We start from the raw sequence: 16105 nt of genomic DNA on the forward strand, positions 1-16105 counted from the left end.
ATCACCCCCGGAAAGGAGGCCACGATGGTCCGGCGCGGCGGCCCGGCGGACGACAACTGCGCGATCGCCCAGGCCCTCGACGTGGTCGGGGACACCTGGACCCTGCTGATCGTCCGTGACACGGCCCGCGGGCTGCACCGCTTCGAGCAGCTCCAGCAGGAGCTCGGCCTCTCCCGCAAGGTGCTCGCCGAACGCCTGCGCCTGCTGGTCGACTCCGGCGTGCTCGCCCGTGAGCAGTACCAGGACCGCCCGCCGCGGCACGAGTACCGCCTCACCCCGCGCGGGCGCGCCCTGCTGCCCGTCCTGGTCGCCCTCCAGGACTGGGGCGACAGCTGGGTCCTGGGCGACGGCATGCCCACGGCCACCGCCGCCGAGCACTCCCGGGAGGCGGAACGCGTCCACGCGCTGCGCGGCACCCGGATCCCCGACCTCCTGCTCCCGGGCGCGGACGGCCGGGCGCTCGATCCCGTCGCCCCGGACTCCACCACCGTCCTGTACTGCTTCCCCGGCGCCTTCGTCCGCGCCGAGTCCTACCCGCCCGGCTGGTCGACGGTGCCCGGGGCGTCCGGCTGCACCCTGGAGTCACGGAGCTACCGCGACCACCTCGCCGACTTCACCGCCGCCGGCGCGACCGTGCGCGGCATCTCCACCCAACGCCCGGACGAGCAGCGCGCGTTCGCCGAGGCCGAAGGCCTGACCTTCCCCCTCCTCTCCGACCTCGCCCTCGACCTCACCGGCGCCCTCCGCCTCCCCACCCTCCGCGCCGCCGGCACCACCCGCCTGAAGCGCCTCACCCTGGTCGTCGACCGGACCCGCACCATCCGCGAGGTTCTCTACCCGGTCACCGATGTCGCGGGGAGCGTGGCGGCAGCCCTGACCGCGGCCCGCGCGATCCGGTAGGCCGGGCGCGTCAACCCCGCTCGGCCGCCCTCGCCCGCAGCGCGTCGACGGCCAGCCGGGCCGTGGTGCCGATGGCGGCGTCGGCGGCGGGGAGGGTGATGGCGGTGGCGGCGGCGCGGGTGAAGACCGCCAGGGCGTACCGGCCGCCGTCGGGGTACTCGACGACGCCGACCTCGTGGCGCAGGGTCGGGAGGGTGCCGGTCTTGCCGTGGACGCGGACGTCGTCGAAGGGGAAGCCGGAGGCGAGGCGGTGCGGCCAGACCTGGAGGCCGAGGAGGCGACGCAGGGCTGCGCCGTGGTCACCGGGGCAGGCCTCGCCGTGCCAGAGGGCGGCGAGGAGGGCGGTCATGTCACGCGGGGTGCTGTGGTTGGTGAAGGCGGGGTCGAGGACCCGGAGCCGGGCGACCACCGCCGGGTCGACCGGGGAGTCGGGGCCGGTGTCCTCGACGAGGGCGGCGGTCATGGCGCCGAGCGTGTGGACGGCCACCGTCCGGGTGAGGCCCAGGTCGGCCATGGTGCGGTTGACGGTGTCCAGGCCGACCTCGGCCCACAGCACGTCGGCGGCGGCGTTGTCGCTGACGGCAGCGGTCAGGTAGGCGAGGTCGCGCAGGGAGAGGCGGGCGGCGTCGAGCATGGCCGCGAGGCCCGTCCGCCCCGGGGTCCGGTCGGCGGCGGGGACGTCCACCTGACGGGTGAGGTCGATCCTGCCTTCGGCGGCCTCGCGGAACAGCGTGACCAGGAGGCAGAGCTTGTGGACGCTCGCGGTACTGACGGCCGTGTCGGCGCCCAGCGCGATCTCGGCGCCGGTGTCGAGGTCGCGCGCGTGCAGCAGGCCGCTGACGCCGGCGTCGGCGAAGGCGGCGGCGATGCGGGCGCGCGCCGTGCGGTCGGTGCTCGTGCGGTCGGTGCTCGTGCGGTCGCCGGGTGCGCGGTCGCTGGTCACAGCGGGAACTCCATTGCGGGCCGGGGGTAGAGCGGACGGTTGGGCGGCTGGGGCAGGAGGCCGCCGGCTCCCGTCAGCGCCGCGTGGGCGGCCTCGGCGAACAGCCGGACGGCGGGCCCGCCGCGCCCGGCCGGCCAGGCCGTGGAGGTGCGCCAGGCCAGTGGGGTACCGGTCAGCGGACGCCAGACTGTACCCGCCGGCGGCGCGGTGCGCGGCACCAGGGCGACGGCGCTGCCGGTGAGCACGAGCGCGCCGGCGACGTCCGGTCCCGGCGGGTCGACGACGGCCTCCGGGGTGCAGCCGTGCCGGGACAGGGTGGTGAGCACCTCGTCGTACAGCGCCGGGGCCGTGGCACGGGGGAAGAGCACCAGGCGTCGGCCGGTCAGTTCGGCCACCGCGAGCTCGGGGCGGTCGGCGTACGGGCTCCCGGCGGCGACCAGGACGCCGAGCGGCTGGTGCAGGACCGGCCCGAAGGCCAGTCCGTCGGCCGGGCAGGGGTGACGGACGACGGCGACGTCCACCGTGTGCTGGGCGAGTTCGCGCACGACGGCCGCGACCGGCAGTTCCCGCAGTTCGAGCCGGGTGCCCGGGGATGCGCTCTCGAAACCGGTCAGCAGCGCGGCCAGGGCGGCCGGCCCGAGCTCGGGCGGCACGGCCGCGCGCAGGGTGCCCGCCCGGCCGCTGCGCAGGTCGGCGGCGACGGCGAGCAGCCGGGCGGAGCTCTCCAGCACCTCCTCCGCCTCCGCGAGGAGCAGCCGGCCCGCCGGGGTGAGCTCGACCCCGCGCGGACCGCGGTCGAACAGCGTCACGCCGAGTTCGCGTTCGAGGCGCTGGATCCGCTGGGAGAGCGAGGGCTGGGCGATCCGCAGGAGCTCGGCGGCGCGGCCGAAGTGCCGTTCCTCGGCGACGGCGCGGAAGTGGCGGAGGTGCCCCAGCAGGTCCATGGCCAGTCATCATAGGCATTTTCGTATCGATCCGTTCATCATCATGGTCTTGGACTGGAGGCCTGACGGGCTGATTGGCTGTGGGCGACGGCCAGACGACCGACCCGGGAGATCACCCATGACCCCTGCCCTCCGGCGCCCCCGCACCGCCCTGCCCGCCGTGGCCCTGCTCGCGGTCGCCCTGCTGAGCGGCTGTGGCCACGCGGCCACCACCGCGTCCGCACCCGCAGCCGGCGCAACGACCTCGGCCGACACGACCACCGCTTCCTTCAAGGGACTCGAGCAGCAGTTCGGCGCCCGCCTCGGCGTGTACGCCGTGGACACCGGCAGCGGCCGGGAAGTCTCCTACCGCGCCGACGAGCGGTTCGCGTTCGCGTCCACGATCAAGTCGCTCGCTGCCGGGGCCCTGCTGCGCAGGGCCTCCGACGAACAACTGGACAAGGTGGTCGCGTACCGCCAGGAGGACGTGCTGTCCTGGGCCCCGATCACCTCGCAGCACGTCGCCACCGGCATGAAGGTGCGCGACCTGGCCGCCGCCGCCATCCAGTACAGCGACAACACCGCGGCGAACCTCGTCATTGCCGAACTCGGCGGCCCCGCGGCCGTCCAGCAGTCCCTGCGCGAGCTCGGCGACACGACCACCAGCGTCGACCGCACCGAGCCCACCCTCAACGAGGCCACCCCCGGCGACACCCGCGACACCAGCACGCCCCGCGTCCTCGCCGCCGACCTGCGCCGCTACACACTCGGCGACACCCTCGCCGAGGACCGGCGCCGGCTCCTGACCGACTGGCTGGTCGGTAACACGACCGGCGCGCCGTACATCCGCGCGGGCGTGCCCGCCGACTGGAAGATCGGCGACAAGACCGGCAACGCGGGCTACGGCACCCGCAACGACGTCGCCGTCGCGTGGCCGGCCAGCGGGCGCAGCCCGATCGTCATCGTCGTCCTCTCCGACCGCGGCAAGCCCGGCGCCGCCTCCGACGACGCCCTGATCGCCCAGGCGACGAAGGCGGTCGTCGGCACGCTCGGCTGATCCGCTTCCGCGCCGGGAGAGGCCGCGACGTGGTCGTCGGCGATCCGACGGGGGGAATGCCGACGTCTCGGGCATCGCCCCATGCTCGCGCACGGACCCCGACGCTGTCATCGGAACGGGGGACGGGGCGGACCCCGACCCGGGGCGGCAGGCGGCCAGTCCGAGAGGACCGGCGAGTGTTCCGCCCGAGTGAGGCCGGTCCTGTGGTCGCGGCGTGGTGAGACGGGCCCGAAGGGCGGACCGGATAGGGGTCTGACATGACCTCATTTCCCCTGCGGCGATGTCCCGCGCTGCTCGCCTTGGCCGCAACCGTGCTCCTGGTCGCACCGAACGCGATGGCGGCCACGTCACCGGCCCGTACTCCGGACACCCTCCCGGTGTCCCACGACCCCGCCCACGGGCATCCCTCTCCACCGGGCGACACCGGCCGGCAGGTGGAGCGCTTCAAGCACCAACTGGCCAAGTCCGGCTACGTCTCGCAGTCGGGAAGCGCGGGCGTCTTCGACCTGAACCGCAGGTACTGCGAAGGCGCCCTCTTCAGCGGCATGTGGCCCAACCCCCAGTCGCCCTACATCGTCACCAACCTGCCGGAAGTGCCCGGTCAGGTGCCCAACACCAACCCGCCCGTGACGTGGCGGCTGCGGCAGGACGAGGCCATCGTCATGATCGGCACGACGCCGCCCCCGGAGGAGTACTTCTCCTTCGACCTCACCAACGTGAAGGGCTCCCTGCACACCGGCCCGGTCGTGTGGACGTCCGTGGGCGACCCGGTCAACAACAAGACCGTGCGCACGGCCGGCCCCGAGCCGTACGACCGGCCGTTCGCCCTGGTGATCACCGGCAACGGGCGCACCCGGTCGGAGGTGGACAGGATGCTCCACAACTCCGGGCTCGGGGGTGCGACGAACGACATGACGATCCCGCCGGCCATGTACCGGCTCGGCCTCGACCAGGACGCCGACCAGTTCCTGCTCGGCACGCGCACGATCGTGGCCGAGCCCGGCTCCGAGAAGGCGCTCGACGACTACCGCGCCGCGCCCCCGCTCCAGGTCTTCCGGGTGAGGCCCCAGAGCGGCTCCGGGGACGAGACCGCACCGGTGTACGCACCCGATCCACTGCCCGTCCCCCCGCTGCGCGTCTCCGGAACCGGGGCCACCGAGCTCGACCTCAACCCCGACCTGCAACTGCTGCGCCAGCGGATCATCGACACCCACCCGGGCTTCGACGCGCACGACGAGGTCGTCGAGCGCGGCTTCGAGGAGTCGAACCCGGGGCTGCAGGACAACCTGCTCACCGATCCCCCGACCACGGGTGTGGACGGCCTGTCCAATGACGCCGACGACCCGATCAGCCACGACTTCTCGCTGCCGGACGGCTCGTTCGTGGTCGCCTACGGCACGAACCACGTGGCCACCGGGCAGGCGAGCTACTCCAGCGTCACGATCAACGCCGACGCCCACGCCGCGGTGGCCGTGGCCGCGCAGGGCAACCGCGATCTCCAGGGCAGCGCGAGCGACTTCATTCCCGACCGACCGGACGCCGACAAGCTCTACGCCTGGTCCTTCAGCCGCGCCGGCGGCAACGGCCCCTCCGGACCGCACGTGACCACGCTCCCGCCCACCGGCGCCCCCTTCTGTGCCCAGTACGGCACCGACCGGCCGGTCGACACGAGCACGATCCGCGTCGTGGCCCGCGCCTACATGCAACCCGAAACCCTCACCCGCCCCGCCCTCTCGTCCCTCCTCCTGGACCGACTGCTCGTCTTCACGCCGAAGAAGTAGGCGACCGATGCCGTTCCTGTCCACTGCGGTGTCGGTCCGCCCGGGAGTCCCGATCGGGCTCCGGTGGTGACAGCCGCCCACGACAGCAGGGACTCCCGGCAGCTCGGAGGGCGCCCGCACCGACGAGCTCTCCGGGAGGACCTGCTGTCACCGTCGTGCGGCACCCAAGGAGCGGACTGCACCACGGCACCGCTCAGGTACCCGACGGTTCGACCGCACGACGGCCGGGGCCGCAGTCAATCGCAGGGGCGGTCGCCGGGCTGGTGCCACCTGCACCCCTCACGGTCAGTCGATGAGCGCCTCGGGGTCGTCGGTGGTGTGCATGGCCGCCTCCTCGGCGCTCGCGGCGCCGCCGGAGATGCCCACGTCCTCGGCGATCATGTCACTGCGCGAGCCGGAGGAGGCGATCAGCCGGCCGGAGCGGACCTCGCCCGCCTCCGTGTCGATCGGCTCTCCGTCGGTGCCGTGAGCGTCACCGATACCGTCCCAGTCGGGCGCGGTGACGTCCGGCAGCTCCTCCGCCAGGCGCTGCGCCAGGCTCTCGCGGGTGCGCTGCTCCGCCGCCGTGACGCCGTGGCGTTCCACGGCGAGCGGGCGCTCGGGGGGCGCGTAGCCTTCGTCGAGCGCCGATTCGAGGCCGCGGTCGATCAGGGTGTCCTCCGGCTCCAGGGGGCCGACGTCGTCCTGCACCTCCGAGCCGTCGGGCTGGTACACCTGGTCGCCCATCAACGCTTCGTCCGACATCAGGTCCTCCTTCACGGACCACCGACCACCGCGCCGAGCCGTCACCGCCCGTCCGTCGTCACTCCCCCCAGAGTCCCACGCGGCGGCCGGACCCGCAGGGAACGGCGGCCGGGGCAGTGGCAGGCTGGAACCAGCGCCCCGGAGAGCGCCCCGAAACAAGGCCACGAAGAAGACCCCCGAAAAAGCCCCCCGAGGAAGACCCCCGAGCCGCACCCGAGCCATGGTCCGAGCGATGCCCACCAGGATCCCGCCAGAAGCCCGACCCCGCACCGGAACGACGGCCGCGCTCCGCCCGGAGCCGCCCGCATGACCGGCCGCCGCGACGACCTGTACGCCCGGCTCCTGCTCGCCTCCGCCCGCTGGGCCGACCGGGTCGAACGCCGCGCCGCCTGGACGGCCCGGGGTGTGGAGCGGTGCCGCGCGTGGGCCAGGGAGGGAGCGCAGCGGCCGGGCGAGCTGGCGCCGCCGTCGTGGTTCGCCATCGCGCTCCCCTTCGGGACCGGGTGGTACTGCGTCGCCGGGGGTCTGGCCCGGACGTGGTGCCGGATCGCGCGCCGCTGCTGCTGGACCCTGGGCCGGACGCTCGGCAGCCACCCCGACTGACGCGCTTTTCAGGGGGTGGACCCCGCCCGGCCACGCCCGGGTAGGGTGGTGGATCGTGGCCAGTCGTAAAACGTCGATCATGGAAGCAGCCGCGCGGGTGATCGCGCGGCGCGGGGTGCGCGGACTGCGCGTGGAGGAGCTCGCCGCGGAGGCGGGGGTGTCCACGGCGCTGATCTACTACCACTTCAAGGACCGCACCGGGATCCTGCGTCAGACCCTGGAGTTCATCAACGACCGGGCCGAGCGCTACACGACCGAGCGGGCCGCGGACGCGCCGCCACTGACGCCGCGCGAGGAGCTGGAGCAGACGCTGCTGCTGGAGCTCCAGGACTCCGTCGAGGTGCGCGAGAACAGCACTGCGTGGGGTGAGCTGCGGGCGAGCGCGGTGTTCGACGGGACGCTCCGCGAGGACCTGGCGCGGGCCACCCGGATCTGGGTGCAGGAGATCGCCGAACTGCTGGGCGCCGTGCGGCCGATGTCGTCGGCGGTGGCGCTGGCCGGCGCCGCCGAGCGGCTGACCGCACTGCTGGAGGGCCTGAGCGTGCGCTGGCTCAGCGGGAGCCTTCCGCTGGCACACGCCCGTACGCTCATGGTCGACGCGATCGACGCCGAGGTGGCGCGGCTCGGTTCCTGACGGAGCCGAGAGGTCGATCGACGGGCCCGGCGTCGCACTCCGTGCACCTCCGGGCCCCTTTGCGTCAGGATGCGCCCAGAGATTTGACTGATTTTTCAGTCAGTGCCAACCTGAACCCGCAGCCTGAGGTCGCAGGCGGGGTGCTGCCGCCGGGCCCCGCCCGTGGTGCGCCGGTGCGTCGCGGCGCGAAGAGTGGACCCGGCGGCCCCGCACCCTCCCTGGCGCCGTCGCACGATCTGGAGACCCTCATGAGCCACTACCGTGATGACCGTTCCACCGGGCACTTCCCCTGGGTGCCCGCGGACGACGTGCCGCACGCGCGGACCTGGATGTCCTGGCCGTCCCGCCGGGGCGTGTGGGGCCTGCGCCTGGGCGGGGTGCAGGACGACATCGCGCTGATCGCCCGCACGATCGCCGAGTTCGAGCCCGTGGTCATGTGCGCCCCCGACGACTACACGGCCGGCAAGGCCCGCGCGAAGTGCGGCCCCGCCGTCGAGGTGACCACCGCCGTCCCCACCGACGACCTGTGGATGCGCGACATCGCCCCGGTGTTCCGCCGGGACGGCCACGGCGGCCTGGACGCCGTCGTGCTCAACTTCAACGGCTGGGGCGACAAGCAGATCCACGACGACGACGCCCTCGCCGCCGAGCGCATCGCCATGCGCCGCGGCCTGCGGCACTCCTACGCGGACTTCGTCGGCGAGGGCGGCGCCGTGGAGACGGACGGCGACGGCACGGTGATGGCGACCGAGAGCAGCCTGGTCAACAAGAACCGCAACCGCGGCATGAGCCGGGACGAGATCGAGGACGCCGTCCTGGACGCCTACGGCGCGGACACGATGATCTGGCTGCCCGGGATCAGGGGCAAGGACATCACCGACGACCACGTGGACGTCACCTCGCGCTTCGTGCGCCCCGGCGTCGTCATGGTGCAACTGCCGCCCGCGGACCGCAACGACGCCTGGGCCAAGGACGCGCGCGAGCAGTTCGCGATCCTCTCCTCCGCCACCGACGCCCGGGGCCGCCGCCTCCAGGTGATCCCCGTGCACGGGCCGGACACCGTCCGCTCGCGCAGCTCGAACTTCGTCGACTCCTACCTCAACTTCCACGTCGTCAACGGCGGAGTCATCACGGCCCGGTTCGGCGACGCCCACAAGGACGCCGCCGCGCGGGAGGCGCTCGCCGCGGCCTTCCCCGGCCGCGAGGTGGTGCAGATCGACGTCGACCGCCTGATGACCGGCGGCGGCGGCATCCACTGCTCGACCATGCAGGAGCCCCTGCCGTAGCGGTCGCCCCCGCACACCTGCACACCTGCAGCCTCACGAACCCGCACACCCGCACACCCGCACGCAGAGACCGACCCCCAGCCGGAGATCACGCATGCCCACCGACCTGTCCCGCCGCATCCTCCTGCGTTCCCTCGCCGGTGCGGGCGTCCTCGCCCTCGGCCTCACCGCCTGTTCGGACCTCGACGACCCCGACGGCGCCGGTGGCACCGGTGGCGGCGGCGCCAACCCCGGGGACGGCTCCTCCCCCACCCGGCAGCCGGGCGGCGGCACCGGCGCCCGCCGCTTCGGCGCCGAGTGGGACAAGCACGTCCGCACGGTGATGTCCTGGCCCGCGTCCGAGAACGTGTGGGGCGACCAGCTCCCGGACGTCCGGCGGGACGTCGCCGGCCTCGCCCAGGCGATCGCGGCCCGCGAGCCGGTCGTCCTGATGGCCCGTCCCGAGCAGCAGGACGCCGCTCAGAAGGCGTGCGGCCCGGCGGTCGAGGTCGTGCCGATCCCCGTGGACGACCTGTGGGCCCGCGACACCCTGCCGGTGTTCGTCGAGGAGGGCGGCAAGGTCAAGGGCGTCGACTTCAACTTCAACGGCTGGGGCGGCAAGCAGCAGCGCGGCAACGACTCCAAGGTCGCCCGCACCGTGCTCGCCAAGTACGGCGTCGAGCGGATCGAGACCCGGCTGGTGGCCGAGGGCGGCTCGTTCGAGACCGACGGGCAGGGCACCCTGCTCGTCACCGAGAGCTCCGTCGTCAACGACAACCGCAACCCGGGCATGAGCCGCGACCAGGTCGAGGCGGAGCTCAAGAAGGTCCTCGGCGTGACGAAGGTGATCTGGCTGGCCGGCGTCAAGGGCAAGGACATCACCGACGCCCACGTCGACTGCCTGGCCCGGTTCGTCGCCCCGGGCGTGGTCCTGCTCGACCAGGCCTTCCCCGGCGGCCCGCCGGACGTGTGGTCCCGCTCGGCCGACCAGGCACGGACGGTCCTCGCCCAGGCGACCGACGCGACCGGCAGTAAGCTCACCGTCGTGGAGCTCCAGCAGCCCGACCCGGACAGGATCACCGGGCGCGGCGATGCCTTCGTCTCCTCGTACATGAACTTCTACGTCGGCTCGAAGGGCGTCTACCTGCCCAGGTTCGGCGACGGCCGGGCCGACGACCGCGCCCAGCAGATCATGAAGCAGTACTTCCCCGGCCGCGAGATCGTCCCCGTGAAGATCGACGCGATCGCCGCGGGCGGCGGCGGCATCCACTGCGCCACGCACGACATCCCCGCCGTCGGCTGACCCCACCGGTGACCTCGCCGACCGATCGCCGACCGCGGGCCGGCGCCGCGCACACGCACGCGCGCGCGGACGTCGCCCCCGCCGTCCGGCTGCCCGGGCGGCTGCCACCGGTCGCCGCCGCCCGGGGCCCGCTGGACGAGCTGCTGACAGCGCTGCTGCGGGCGGCTCTCGTCCGCACGCCGCCGGGGGCACGCGTGCTGGTGCGTGCGGACGTCGTCCCCGGCCGCGGCGGCTCGGACGCGGTGCGCGTGACGGTGGCGGACCGGGGGCCGACGGTGGCCGGCGAGGCGACGCACCGGCTGGCCGCGCGGCTGCCGGCCGCCGACGGCGGTCGGCTCACCTGCGAGGACGATCCCGCCGGCGGCCTGGTCCTCGTCCTCACCCTGCCGGCGGCCCGCCGGTGACGCCGTCGCCGTGCACAGCGCCGGAGGCCGCCCTCACGTCCCGGGGGCGGGCTCGGTACTCCCGGCCTCCGCGCGCTTGCGGTGCTCGACCCGGGTGCCCGCGACGACGGTGACGGTGAGGCTCGCCGCGATGATCCCCTCGGCCCAGAAGAAGGCGACGTAGTCGATGAGCGAGCCGATCGGCGGGGAGCCGGGAGCGGCGTTGCGCATGCCGATCAGGGCGAAGAGGGTCGCGGCCATCCAGCCGAGCGAGGGCCAGACCAGGCCCTGCCGGCTGCGGTAGAGCACCTCGGCCCCGGCCATGACGGCCAGGGCGAGGGCCCACATCGCGGCGATCATGAACCAGGCGAGGATGAAGGTGCTGCGCGCCCGGCTGACCCGGCCCGCAAGCTCGACCGCCCCGGCACCGAACGGGGTGCTGGTGGGGCGGACGAAGAAGAACGGGTCGGCGTCCACGAACACCACGCCGACCGGCACGGCGCCGGTGCCGTCGGAGGCCGAGAAGGCCAGGGAGAAGTGGTACCGGTCGAACGGGTAGTCGCTCTCGGTCCCGTCGTACAGGTTGGCCTGAACGGGCTGGGGCGGCGCCTCCTCGCCGGGGGTGGCCCGCAGGTCGGTCCTGGTTGTTGAGCGGACGGTGATGTCGACCTGGCGGGTGAAGGCGGACGACTCCGGCCCCTGGGCGAGGCCGCCGTGCGGGACGGGCGAGACGTAGAGGGTGAGTTGGCCGGTGGCGGGATCGATGTCCTGGGAGGTGACGTCGAGTTCGACCCAGTCGCCCGCGGTGGGCAGGGCGAGTTCGTGGGTCTGCTGACGGGTGTTGCGCTCGTTGAGGTAGAGGACGATGCCGGCCGAGCACAGGACGGCGAGGATCAGCAGGACGAGGGCGAAGCGGTTGCCGCGCAGCCGGGCCGGGGTCCTCACGACGGGGAGGCTCCGGCGGTGGCGGGCTGCTGCTGGGTGGCGCAGTGGATGCCCCCGCCACCGCCCGCGATGTGGTTGACGGAGACCTGGGTGACCTTGCGCCCCGGGTGGAGGTCGCCGATGATCCGGGCCGCGTTGTCGTCGGCGGTCCGGTCGCCGAAGCGCGGCACGATCACGCCGCCGTTGCACACGTAGTAGTTGATGTAGGAGGCGAGGAAGTTCTTGCCCGCGCCCTGGACCAGGTCGAAGTCGGGCTCGGGGAGTTCGACCACCTTGAGGCTCCGGCCCCTGGCGTCGGTCGAGGACTTGAGCACCTGAAGGGCCTGGTCGGAGGCCGTGCTCCAGATGTCCGGCGGGGTGTCGGCGGCCGGGCGGTGGAGGACGACCGTACCGGGCTCGGCGAAGCGGGCGAGGGCGTCGACGTGGCAGTCGGTGATGTCCTGGCCCGCGACGCCCTCGAACCACAGCACCTTCTGCACGCCGAGCAGGTCCTTGAAACCCGCCTCGATCTGGTCGCGGGTCTTGCCGGGGTTGCGGTTGTCGTTGACCCACGAGCTCTCGGTGGCCATCAGCGTGCCCTCGCCGTCCACCTCGATGGCGCCGCCCTCCCCCGTGATCGGCGCCTGGACGCGGGTGACGCCGTAGTGGGCGAGGAGGTTGCGGGCGACCTGGCCGTCGTTGGCGTGCGTCTGCTTGTCGCCCCAGCCGTTGAAGCCGAGGTCGACCCCGGTCAGGCCCTGCGGGCCGGTGACGAAGGTCGGACCGGTGTCCCGGGCCCACAGGTCGTCGACCATCAGCTCGATCACCTCGACCGAGGAGCCGCACGCCTGCCGGGCCTGGTCGGCCTGGTCGGGACGGGCCATCAGCACCACCGGTTCGAAGCCCGAGACGGCCTGGGCCAGCCCGGCGATGTCCTGGCGAACGCCCGGGAGCTGGTCGCCCCACACCTCCTCCAGGGCCGGCCAGGCCATGAGGGTACGGGTGTGCGGACCCGACTCGGCCGGCATCGCCCGGCCGCCCGACGCCGCCGGACCGCTCGCGGGACCGAAGGCCGGGGCGCCCGACGGGCCGCCGGACGGCGCCGGGCCGGACGGTTCGTCCCCACCGCCGGAGGAGCAGGCGTCGGTGAGGGCCAGTGCGGCGAGCGCCGTCCCCGAGCGCAGGAGCGAGCGACGGGACGGCCGGGGGCGAGCCATGGGGCCTCGTTCGGGTAGCTGCCGGGGGTACGGACCCGCACGGTACTGAAGGAACGATCAGGATCCGGTTCGACAGGCGTCCGCCATCCGAGTGAAACGGCCGGTGGCCGCTCCGGCCCGGCGGGGTCCGGAGCGGCCACGCTTCCCGGCCCGGCGCCCGGCCCTACAGCGCCCGGCGGGCGGCGGCGATCCCATCCGGGTCCCATCCGGGCCGCGGCACGGACTCCAGCAGGAGCCGGGTGTACGGGTGCCGGGGCCCGTCGAGCACCTCGGTGGTGCGGCCGGCCTCGACGATCCGTCCGTGCCGCATGACGACGACGTCGTCGGTGACGCACCGCACCACGCCGAGGTCGTGGATGATGAACAGGTAGCCGATGCCGGTCCGTTCGCGGATCTCGGCGAGCAGGTTGAGCACCTGGGCCTGCACCGAGACGTCGAGCGCGGCGACCGCCTCGTCCAGCACCATGACGGCGGGCTCCACCGTGCAACACAGTCAAGAAACGGCAGAGCCCCGGCTGTGCCGCAGGTCATCGAGCCTCCTCCCAGCGCGAGCGGGGGTCAGCCGTCGTCGGTGGTGGGTGCGGTGCCCGCAGCTGTCAGCGGCCCCCTGACGCGCCCGGTCGGCATGGCGCCAGCTGGGCGTAGTAGGAGAACGGTGGGCCGATCAGCCGGGTCACGTGGAGCCCCACAGCATTGGCATGGCGAGCCAGGGTGGCGCGCCGCACCTGGTGCCGGTCGAAGAACTCGCCCACCACGATCCTCCCGGTCGGCTTGACCACCCGCTTCAGCTCCGTCAGCGTCACCTCCGGCTGCGGGATCTCGCCCAGGGCGGTCACCAGGTAGGCGGCGTCGAACACGGAGTCCTCGAAGGGCAGGTGGTGGGCGTCCGCCTGGGTCGGCGCGATGTTGGTGAGGCCGCGCTGTGCGGCCCGGCTCATCACGTGGTCGAGCATCTCCTGCTGGACATCGACGATATCCAGTCGACCGTCAGGGCCCAGTTGCGGGGCGGTCCGCAGAGCCTGCAGGCCCGTACCCGGTCCGACCTCCAGGACCCGCTCGCCATGGCGCAACTCCAGCATCGAATCGAGCCGCCCCTGGCTGAGCAGCGGCAAGGGCAGATCGAGCAGCCAGCGCTGCGCGTACGGATAGGGGGCGGAGTCCGACATCCACCAGGACAAAGCCGCGGTGCCGGCCGCCGCCGCGGACAACCCCCATCGCGCTCCCGGCCGACCGAGCGCAGTACGAAGATTCATGATCGAGAGTCCTCTGTTTTCCAGTGATCGACGGTTGGTGCAGGAACTCGGAGCGGTCGCCAGGCGACGACCGCACAGACCACCGCAAGCGGCAGTTCGCCGAAGCACGCCATGGCCAGCGCCACGGCGAAATCGCGGCCAGGCCCCGCTGTCATCAGGTCGAACCAGGAGTCGACCAGCAACAGCATCGACGTGGCCGCGGCAGACAGGAGCCGTCGGAGATCGCCACGGGCTGCCAGGACCCCGGTGGCGACGAAGCCGAGCGCCTCCATGACGTCCAACCCGGCCCAGGCGGCCGACCAATGCGCAGCAGTCGCCGTGGACGGCAGGGCGACGCAGAGCACGAACGCCCAGGCGAGTACTGCGATTCCGCAGCCGATGAGCGCCAACTCAGGCCACCGGCAGGGAAGACGGCGCCGATGCTGCGCGGGCTGCCTGCCCGCGACGGCGCTGTCGTTTCTCGAATCGGACTGCGCGTTCGCCGCTGACCGGTCGATGACGCTCATGGTTTCTCCTCGCCGTACTGGTGGCCCTTCGCGTCCTCCAGCCTGCGAGCGGTACTTCGCCGATCCGGCCTCGCCGAGCTGGTCGACGCGCGTGCCGTCGACGGTGACACTGCCGCTGGAGGGCTTCTCCAACCGGCGGTCAGGTTCAGCGGCGTGGACGTGCCACTGTCGGCATGGCCGAGGATCCCCACACAATCACCGGACGCCGTGGACAAGGTCACACCGGCCAGTGCGGGCGGGCCGCCACCGTATTTCTTCGTCGCCTCGCGGACGTCGGTCATCGGCGCATTCGTCATGTTCAGGAACCTACGAACAGAGCGTGATCCGTCGCGTCGGCCGGTGGATGTCACGGTTCCCCGGGCCATCGGCCCGGTGGTGTACCCCGCGTACACCCCCGGGGCGACGCGCGGAGCCGACGCGGCTGAATAGGATCTCCGTATGGAAGAGCTTCTCCAGCGTCTCTCGACATCGGAGCGCATGACCTGGCTGATGTCACAGGCCGTGGTGCTGGCCACCGCCTGCTTCTACGCGGTGATGCTCTGCTGGTCGATCGCTCAGGTTCGGCACCACGACGGCCTGTTCCGGCTTCCCGGCCTGGGGCCCTTTCAGATGGCGGGTCTGTGCGTCGTGCTCGCCCTTCCGGTTCTGCTGATGCGCCGTCTGCCGGCGGCGGTCTTCGCGGCGATCCTGGGCGAATCGGTCCTCGGCGACTTCTTCGGCGTGCGGCCCTGGATCGTGTTCGTCCTGCTCGTCGTCCTGGGCGGCTACCTCGCCGTCCGGCGGCCGAAGGCTGCCGCCGTCGGCTCCGTCGCGGCCGTCGCGGCCGCGTTCGTCGAGAACATCGACGTCTACCCCGGGGAGAACATCGGCGACGCGGCCCAGTGGGCCGGGCAGTTCGCGCTGTGGTTCGCGGTCGCGTGGGTCTTCGGGGGGGTGTATCGCAAACGCCGTGAATACCTCGAAGCCCTGCAGGAGCAGACCGAGGCCCGCGTCGTCATGGCTGAGCGGCTGCGGATCGCCCGCGAACTGCACGACAGCGTCGCGCACAGCATCGGGATCATCACGGTGCTGTCGGGAGCGGCGGCGCGGGTCGTGGACACCAAGCCCGAGCAGACGCGGCAGGCACTGACCGGCATCGAGACCACCAGCCGGGAGACGCTGCTCGAGCTGCAGCGCATGCTCGGGGCGCTACGCCGTGCCGAGCCGGACGACGCCATGCCGGGGGCCGCTCCGCTGGCGCCGGCCGGCAGCCTGGCCGATATCCCGCGGCTCGCCGAACGCACGGCCGACGCCGGGGTGCGGGTCCACGTGGCCTGGCAGGGCGAGCAGCGCCCGCTGCCGCCGGAGATCGAACTGTCGGCGTTCCGGATCATCCAGGAGTCGGTGACGAACGTGGTGCGGCATTCCGGGGCGCGAACGTGCCGGGTCGCGGTCGCTTACGAGCCGGAAGGAGTGACGATCGAGGTGGTGGACGACGGGGACGACGGTCCCGGCGGGCCCGCCCGCCCGAGGCCCTCGGCGGCGGCCGGCGGGAGCGGCTTCGGCCTGCTCGGCATGCGCGAGCGGGTGACGTTGCTGTCCGGCCAGTTCAGCGCGGGCCGGCGTCCGGAGGGCGGGTTCCGGGTGGCTGCGAGGCTCCCGGCATGAGCGTGCGGGTGCTGCTGGCCGA

General features: G+C 73.2%; 17 protein-coding genes and 1 pseudogene. 9 read left to right on the forward strand and 9 right to left on the reverse strand.

Annotated features, from left to right (window positions below; translation table 11 throughout):
• Positions 1 to 24: 24 nt before the first annotated feature.
• Positions 25 to 900: a winged helix-turn-helix transcriptional regulator gene (locus AB0C76_RS20605; protein WP_359967197.1), complete on the forward strand. Its 876-nt coding sequence runs from the start codon at positions 25 to 27 to the stop codon at positions 898 to 900.
• Between the two features lie 10 nt (positions 901 to 910).
• Here the strand turns inward: AB0C76_RS20605 and AB0C76_RS20610 are convergent, their stop codons facing one another.
• On the reverse strand, positions 911 to 1768 hold the full coding sequence (locus tag AB0C76_RS20610) for a serine hydrolase (protein WP_359967200.1): 858 nt from the start codon (positions 1766 to 1768) through the stop codon (positions 911 to 913).
• Positions 1769 to 1839: 71 nt separating this feature from the next.
• Positions 1840 to 2787: a LysR family transcriptional regulator gene (locus AB0C76_RS20615; protein WP_359967144.1), complete on the reverse strand. Its 948-nt coding sequence runs from the start codon at positions 2785 to 2787 to the stop codon at positions 1840 to 1842.
• A gap of 118 nt (positions 2788 to 2905) precedes the next feature.
• Between AB0C76_RS20615 and bla the strand changes: the two genes are divergently transcribed.
• On the forward strand, positions 2906 to 3823 hold the full coding sequence (bla, locus tag AB0C76_RS20620; RefSeq protein ID WP_359967147.1) for a class A beta-lactamase: 918 nt from the start codon (positions 2906 to 2908) through the stop codon (positions 3821 to 3823).
• Positions 3824 to 4080: 257 nt separating this feature from the next.
• On the forward strand, positions 4081 to 5604 hold the full coding sequence (locus AB0C76_RS20625) for a hypothetical protein (RefSeq protein ID WP_359967150.1): 1524 nt from the start codon (positions 4081 to 4083) through the stop codon (positions 5602 to 5604).
• A gap of 285 nt (positions 5605 to 5889) precedes the next feature.
• On the opposite strand, the gene AB0C76_RS20630 is transcribed toward AB0C76_RS20625, so the two are convergent.
• Positions 5890 to 6348, reverse strand: coding sequence for a DUF5709 domain-containing protein (locus AB0C76_RS20630; RefSeq protein ID WP_359967153.1), 459 nt, complete (start codon positions 6346 to 6348; stop codon positions 5890 to 5892).
• A gap of 306 nt (positions 6349 to 6654) precedes the next feature.
• On the opposite strand from AB0C76_RS20630, the gene AB0C76_RS20635 reads away from it, so the two are divergent.
• The 5 genes from AB0C76_RS20635 to AB0C76_RS20655 all read left to right on the forward strand — a co-directional run bounded on the left by AB0C76_RS20635 (position 6655) and on the right by AB0C76_RS20655 (position 10557).
• Complete coding sequence (locus AB0C76_RS20635; RefSeq protein WP_359967155.1) at positions 6655 to 6951, forward strand: hypothetical protein; 297 nt, start codon at positions 6655 to 6657, stop codon at positions 6949 to 6951.
• Between the two features lie 55 nt (positions 6952 to 7006).
• Complete coding sequence (locus AB0C76_RS20640) at positions 7007 to 7585, forward strand: TetR/AcrR family transcriptional regulator (protein WP_359967157.1); 579 nt, start codon at positions 7007 to 7009, stop codon at positions 7583 to 7585.
• A gap of 248 nt (positions 7586 to 7833) precedes the next feature.
• On the forward strand, positions 7834 to 8871 hold the full coding sequence (locus AB0C76_RS20645; protein WP_359967160.1) for an agmatine deiminase family protein: 1038 nt from the start codon (positions 7834 to 7836) through the stop codon (positions 8869 to 8871).
• A 94-nt stretch (positions 8872 to 8965) separates the two neighbouring features.
• Positions 8966 to 10153 carry an agmatine deiminase family protein gene (locus AB0C76_RS20650; RefSeq protein ID WP_359967163.1) on the forward strand — a complete coding sequence of 396 codons (1188 nt, stop codon included), beginning with the start codon at positions 8966 to 8968 and terminating at the stop codon, positions 10151 to 10153.
• 8 nt (positions 10154 to 10161) lie between these two features.
• Positions 10162 to 10557, forward strand: a complete 396-nt coding sequence (locus tag AB0C76_RS20655) for a hypothetical protein (protein ID WP_359967166.1) — start codon at positions 10162 to 10164, stop codon at positions 10555 to 10557.
• Between the two features lie 33 nt (positions 10558 to 10590).
• Here AB0C76_RS20655 and AB0C76_RS20660 read toward each other — a convergent pair whose 3' ends face one another.
• The 6 genes and pseudogenes from AB0C76_RS20660 to AB0C76_RS20685 form a co-directional block, all read right to left on the reverse strand.
• Positions 10591 to 11481 (reverse strand): DUF4436 family protein, encoded by an 891-nt coding sequence (locus AB0C76_RS20660; protein ID WP_359967169.1) that lies wholly within the window; start codon positions 11479 to 11481, stop codon positions 10591 to 10593.
• Positions 11478 to 12677: an agmatine deiminase family protein gene (locus AB0C76_RS20665; protein ID WP_359967171.1), complete on the reverse strand. Its 1200-nt coding sequence runs from the start codon at positions 12675 to 12677 to the stop codon at positions 11478 to 11480. Before AB0C76_RS20665 ends, AB0C76_RS20660 begins: the two co-directional genes overlap by 4 nt.
• 163 nt (positions 12678 to 12840) lie before the next feature.
• Positions 12841 to 13158: pseudogene (locus AB0C76_RS20670) on the reverse strand (ABC transporter ATP-binding protein); the annotation flags it as partial.
• Positions 13159 to 13273: 115 nt separating this feature from the next.
• The gene (locus tag AB0C76_RS20675) at positions 13274 to 13930 is read right to left on the reverse strand and encodes a methyltransferase domain-containing protein (RefSeq protein WP_359967174.1); all 657 of its coding nucleotides are present in this window, start codon (positions 13928 to 13930) and stop codon (positions 13274 to 13276) included.
• On the reverse strand, positions 13927 to 14436 hold the full coding sequence (locus tag AB0C76_RS20680) for a hypothetical protein (protein WP_359967177.1): 510 nt from the start codon (positions 14434 to 14436) through the stop codon (positions 13927 to 13929). The genes AB0C76_RS20675 and AB0C76_RS20680 overlap by 4 nt, the downstream gene beginning before the upstream one ends.
• Positions 14433 to 14732, reverse strand: a complete 300-nt coding sequence (locus AB0C76_RS20685) for a hypothetical protein (protein WP_359967180.1) — start codon at positions 14730 to 14732, stop codon at positions 14433 to 14435. Before AB0C76_RS20685 ends, AB0C76_RS20680 begins: the two co-directional genes overlap by 4 nt.
• 142 nt (positions 14733 to 14874) lie before the next feature.
• On the opposite strand from AB0C76_RS20685, the gene AB0C76_RS20690 reads away from it, so the two are divergent.
• Positions 14875 to 16083, forward strand: coding sequence for a histidine kinase (locus tag AB0C76_RS20690; RefSeq protein ID WP_359967183.1), 1209 nt, complete (start codon positions 14875 to 14877; stop codon positions 16081 to 16083).
• Positions 16084 to 16105 lie beyond the last annotated feature (22 nt).

The sequence above is a fragment of the Kitasatospora sp. NPDC048722 genome, from assembly GCF_040650235.1.
In the GTDB taxonomy this organism is placed as follows: domain Bacteria; phylum Actinomycetota; class Actinomycetes; order Streptomycetales; family Streptomycetaceae; genus Kitasatospora.

Excerpts from the sequence above, each read along its gene's own strand:
- AB0C76_RS20690 (WP_359967183.1), top strand. The coding sequence starts at position 14,875 with ATGGAAGAGCTTCTCCAGCGTCTCTCGACATCGGAGCGCATGACCTGG.
- AB0C76_RS20635 (WP_359967155.1), top strand. The coding sequence starts at position 6,655 with ATGACCGGCCGCCGCGACGACCTGTACGCCCGGCTCCTGCTCGCCTCC.
- AB0C76_RS20615 (WP_359967144.1), bottom strand. The coding sequence starts at position 2,787 with ATGGACCTGCTGGGGCACCTCCGCCACTTCCGCGCCGTCGCCGAGGAA.
- bla (WP_359967147.1), top strand. The coding sequence starts at position 2,906 with ATGACCCCTGCCCTCCGGCGCCCCCGCACCGCCCTGCCCGCCGTGGCC.
- AB0C76_RS20630 (WP_359967153.1), bottom strand. The coding sequence starts at position 6,348 with ATGTCGGACGAAGCGTTGATGGGCGACCAGGTGTACCAGCCCGACGGC.
- AB0C76_RS20675 (WP_359967174.1), bottom strand. The coding sequence starts at position 13,930 with ATGAATCTTCGTACTGCGCTCGGTCGGCCGGGAGCGCGATGGGGGTTG.
- AB0C76_RS20625 (WP_359967150.1), top strand. The coding sequence starts at position 4,081 with ATGACCTCATTTCCCCTGCGGCGATGTCCCGCGCTGCTCGCCTTGGCC.
- AB0C76_RS20645 (WP_359967160.1), top strand. The coding sequence starts at position 7,834 with ATGAGCCACTACCGTGATGACCGTTCCACCGGGCACTTCCCCTGGGTG.
- AB0C76_RS20680 (WP_359967177.1), bottom strand. The coding sequence starts at position 14,436 with ATGAGCGTCATCGACCGGTCAGCGGCGAACGCGCAGTCCGATTCGAGA.
- AB0C76_RS20665 (WP_359967171.1), bottom strand. The coding sequence starts at position 12,677 with ATGGCTCGCCCCCGGCCGTCCCGTCGCTCGCTCCTGCGCTCGGGGACG.
- AB0C76_RS20650 (WP_359967163.1), top strand. The coding sequence starts at position 8,966 with ATGCCCACCGACCTGTCCCGCCGCATCCTCCTGCGTTCCCTCGCCGGT.
- AB0C76_RS20605 (WP_359967197.1), top strand. The coding sequence starts at position 25 with ATGGTCCGGCGCGGCGGCCCGGCGGACGACAACTGCGCGATCGCCCAG.
- AB0C76_RS20685 (WP_359967180.1), bottom strand. The coding sequence starts at position 14,732 with ATGACGAATGCGCCGATGACCGACGTCCGCGAGGCGACGAAGAAATAC.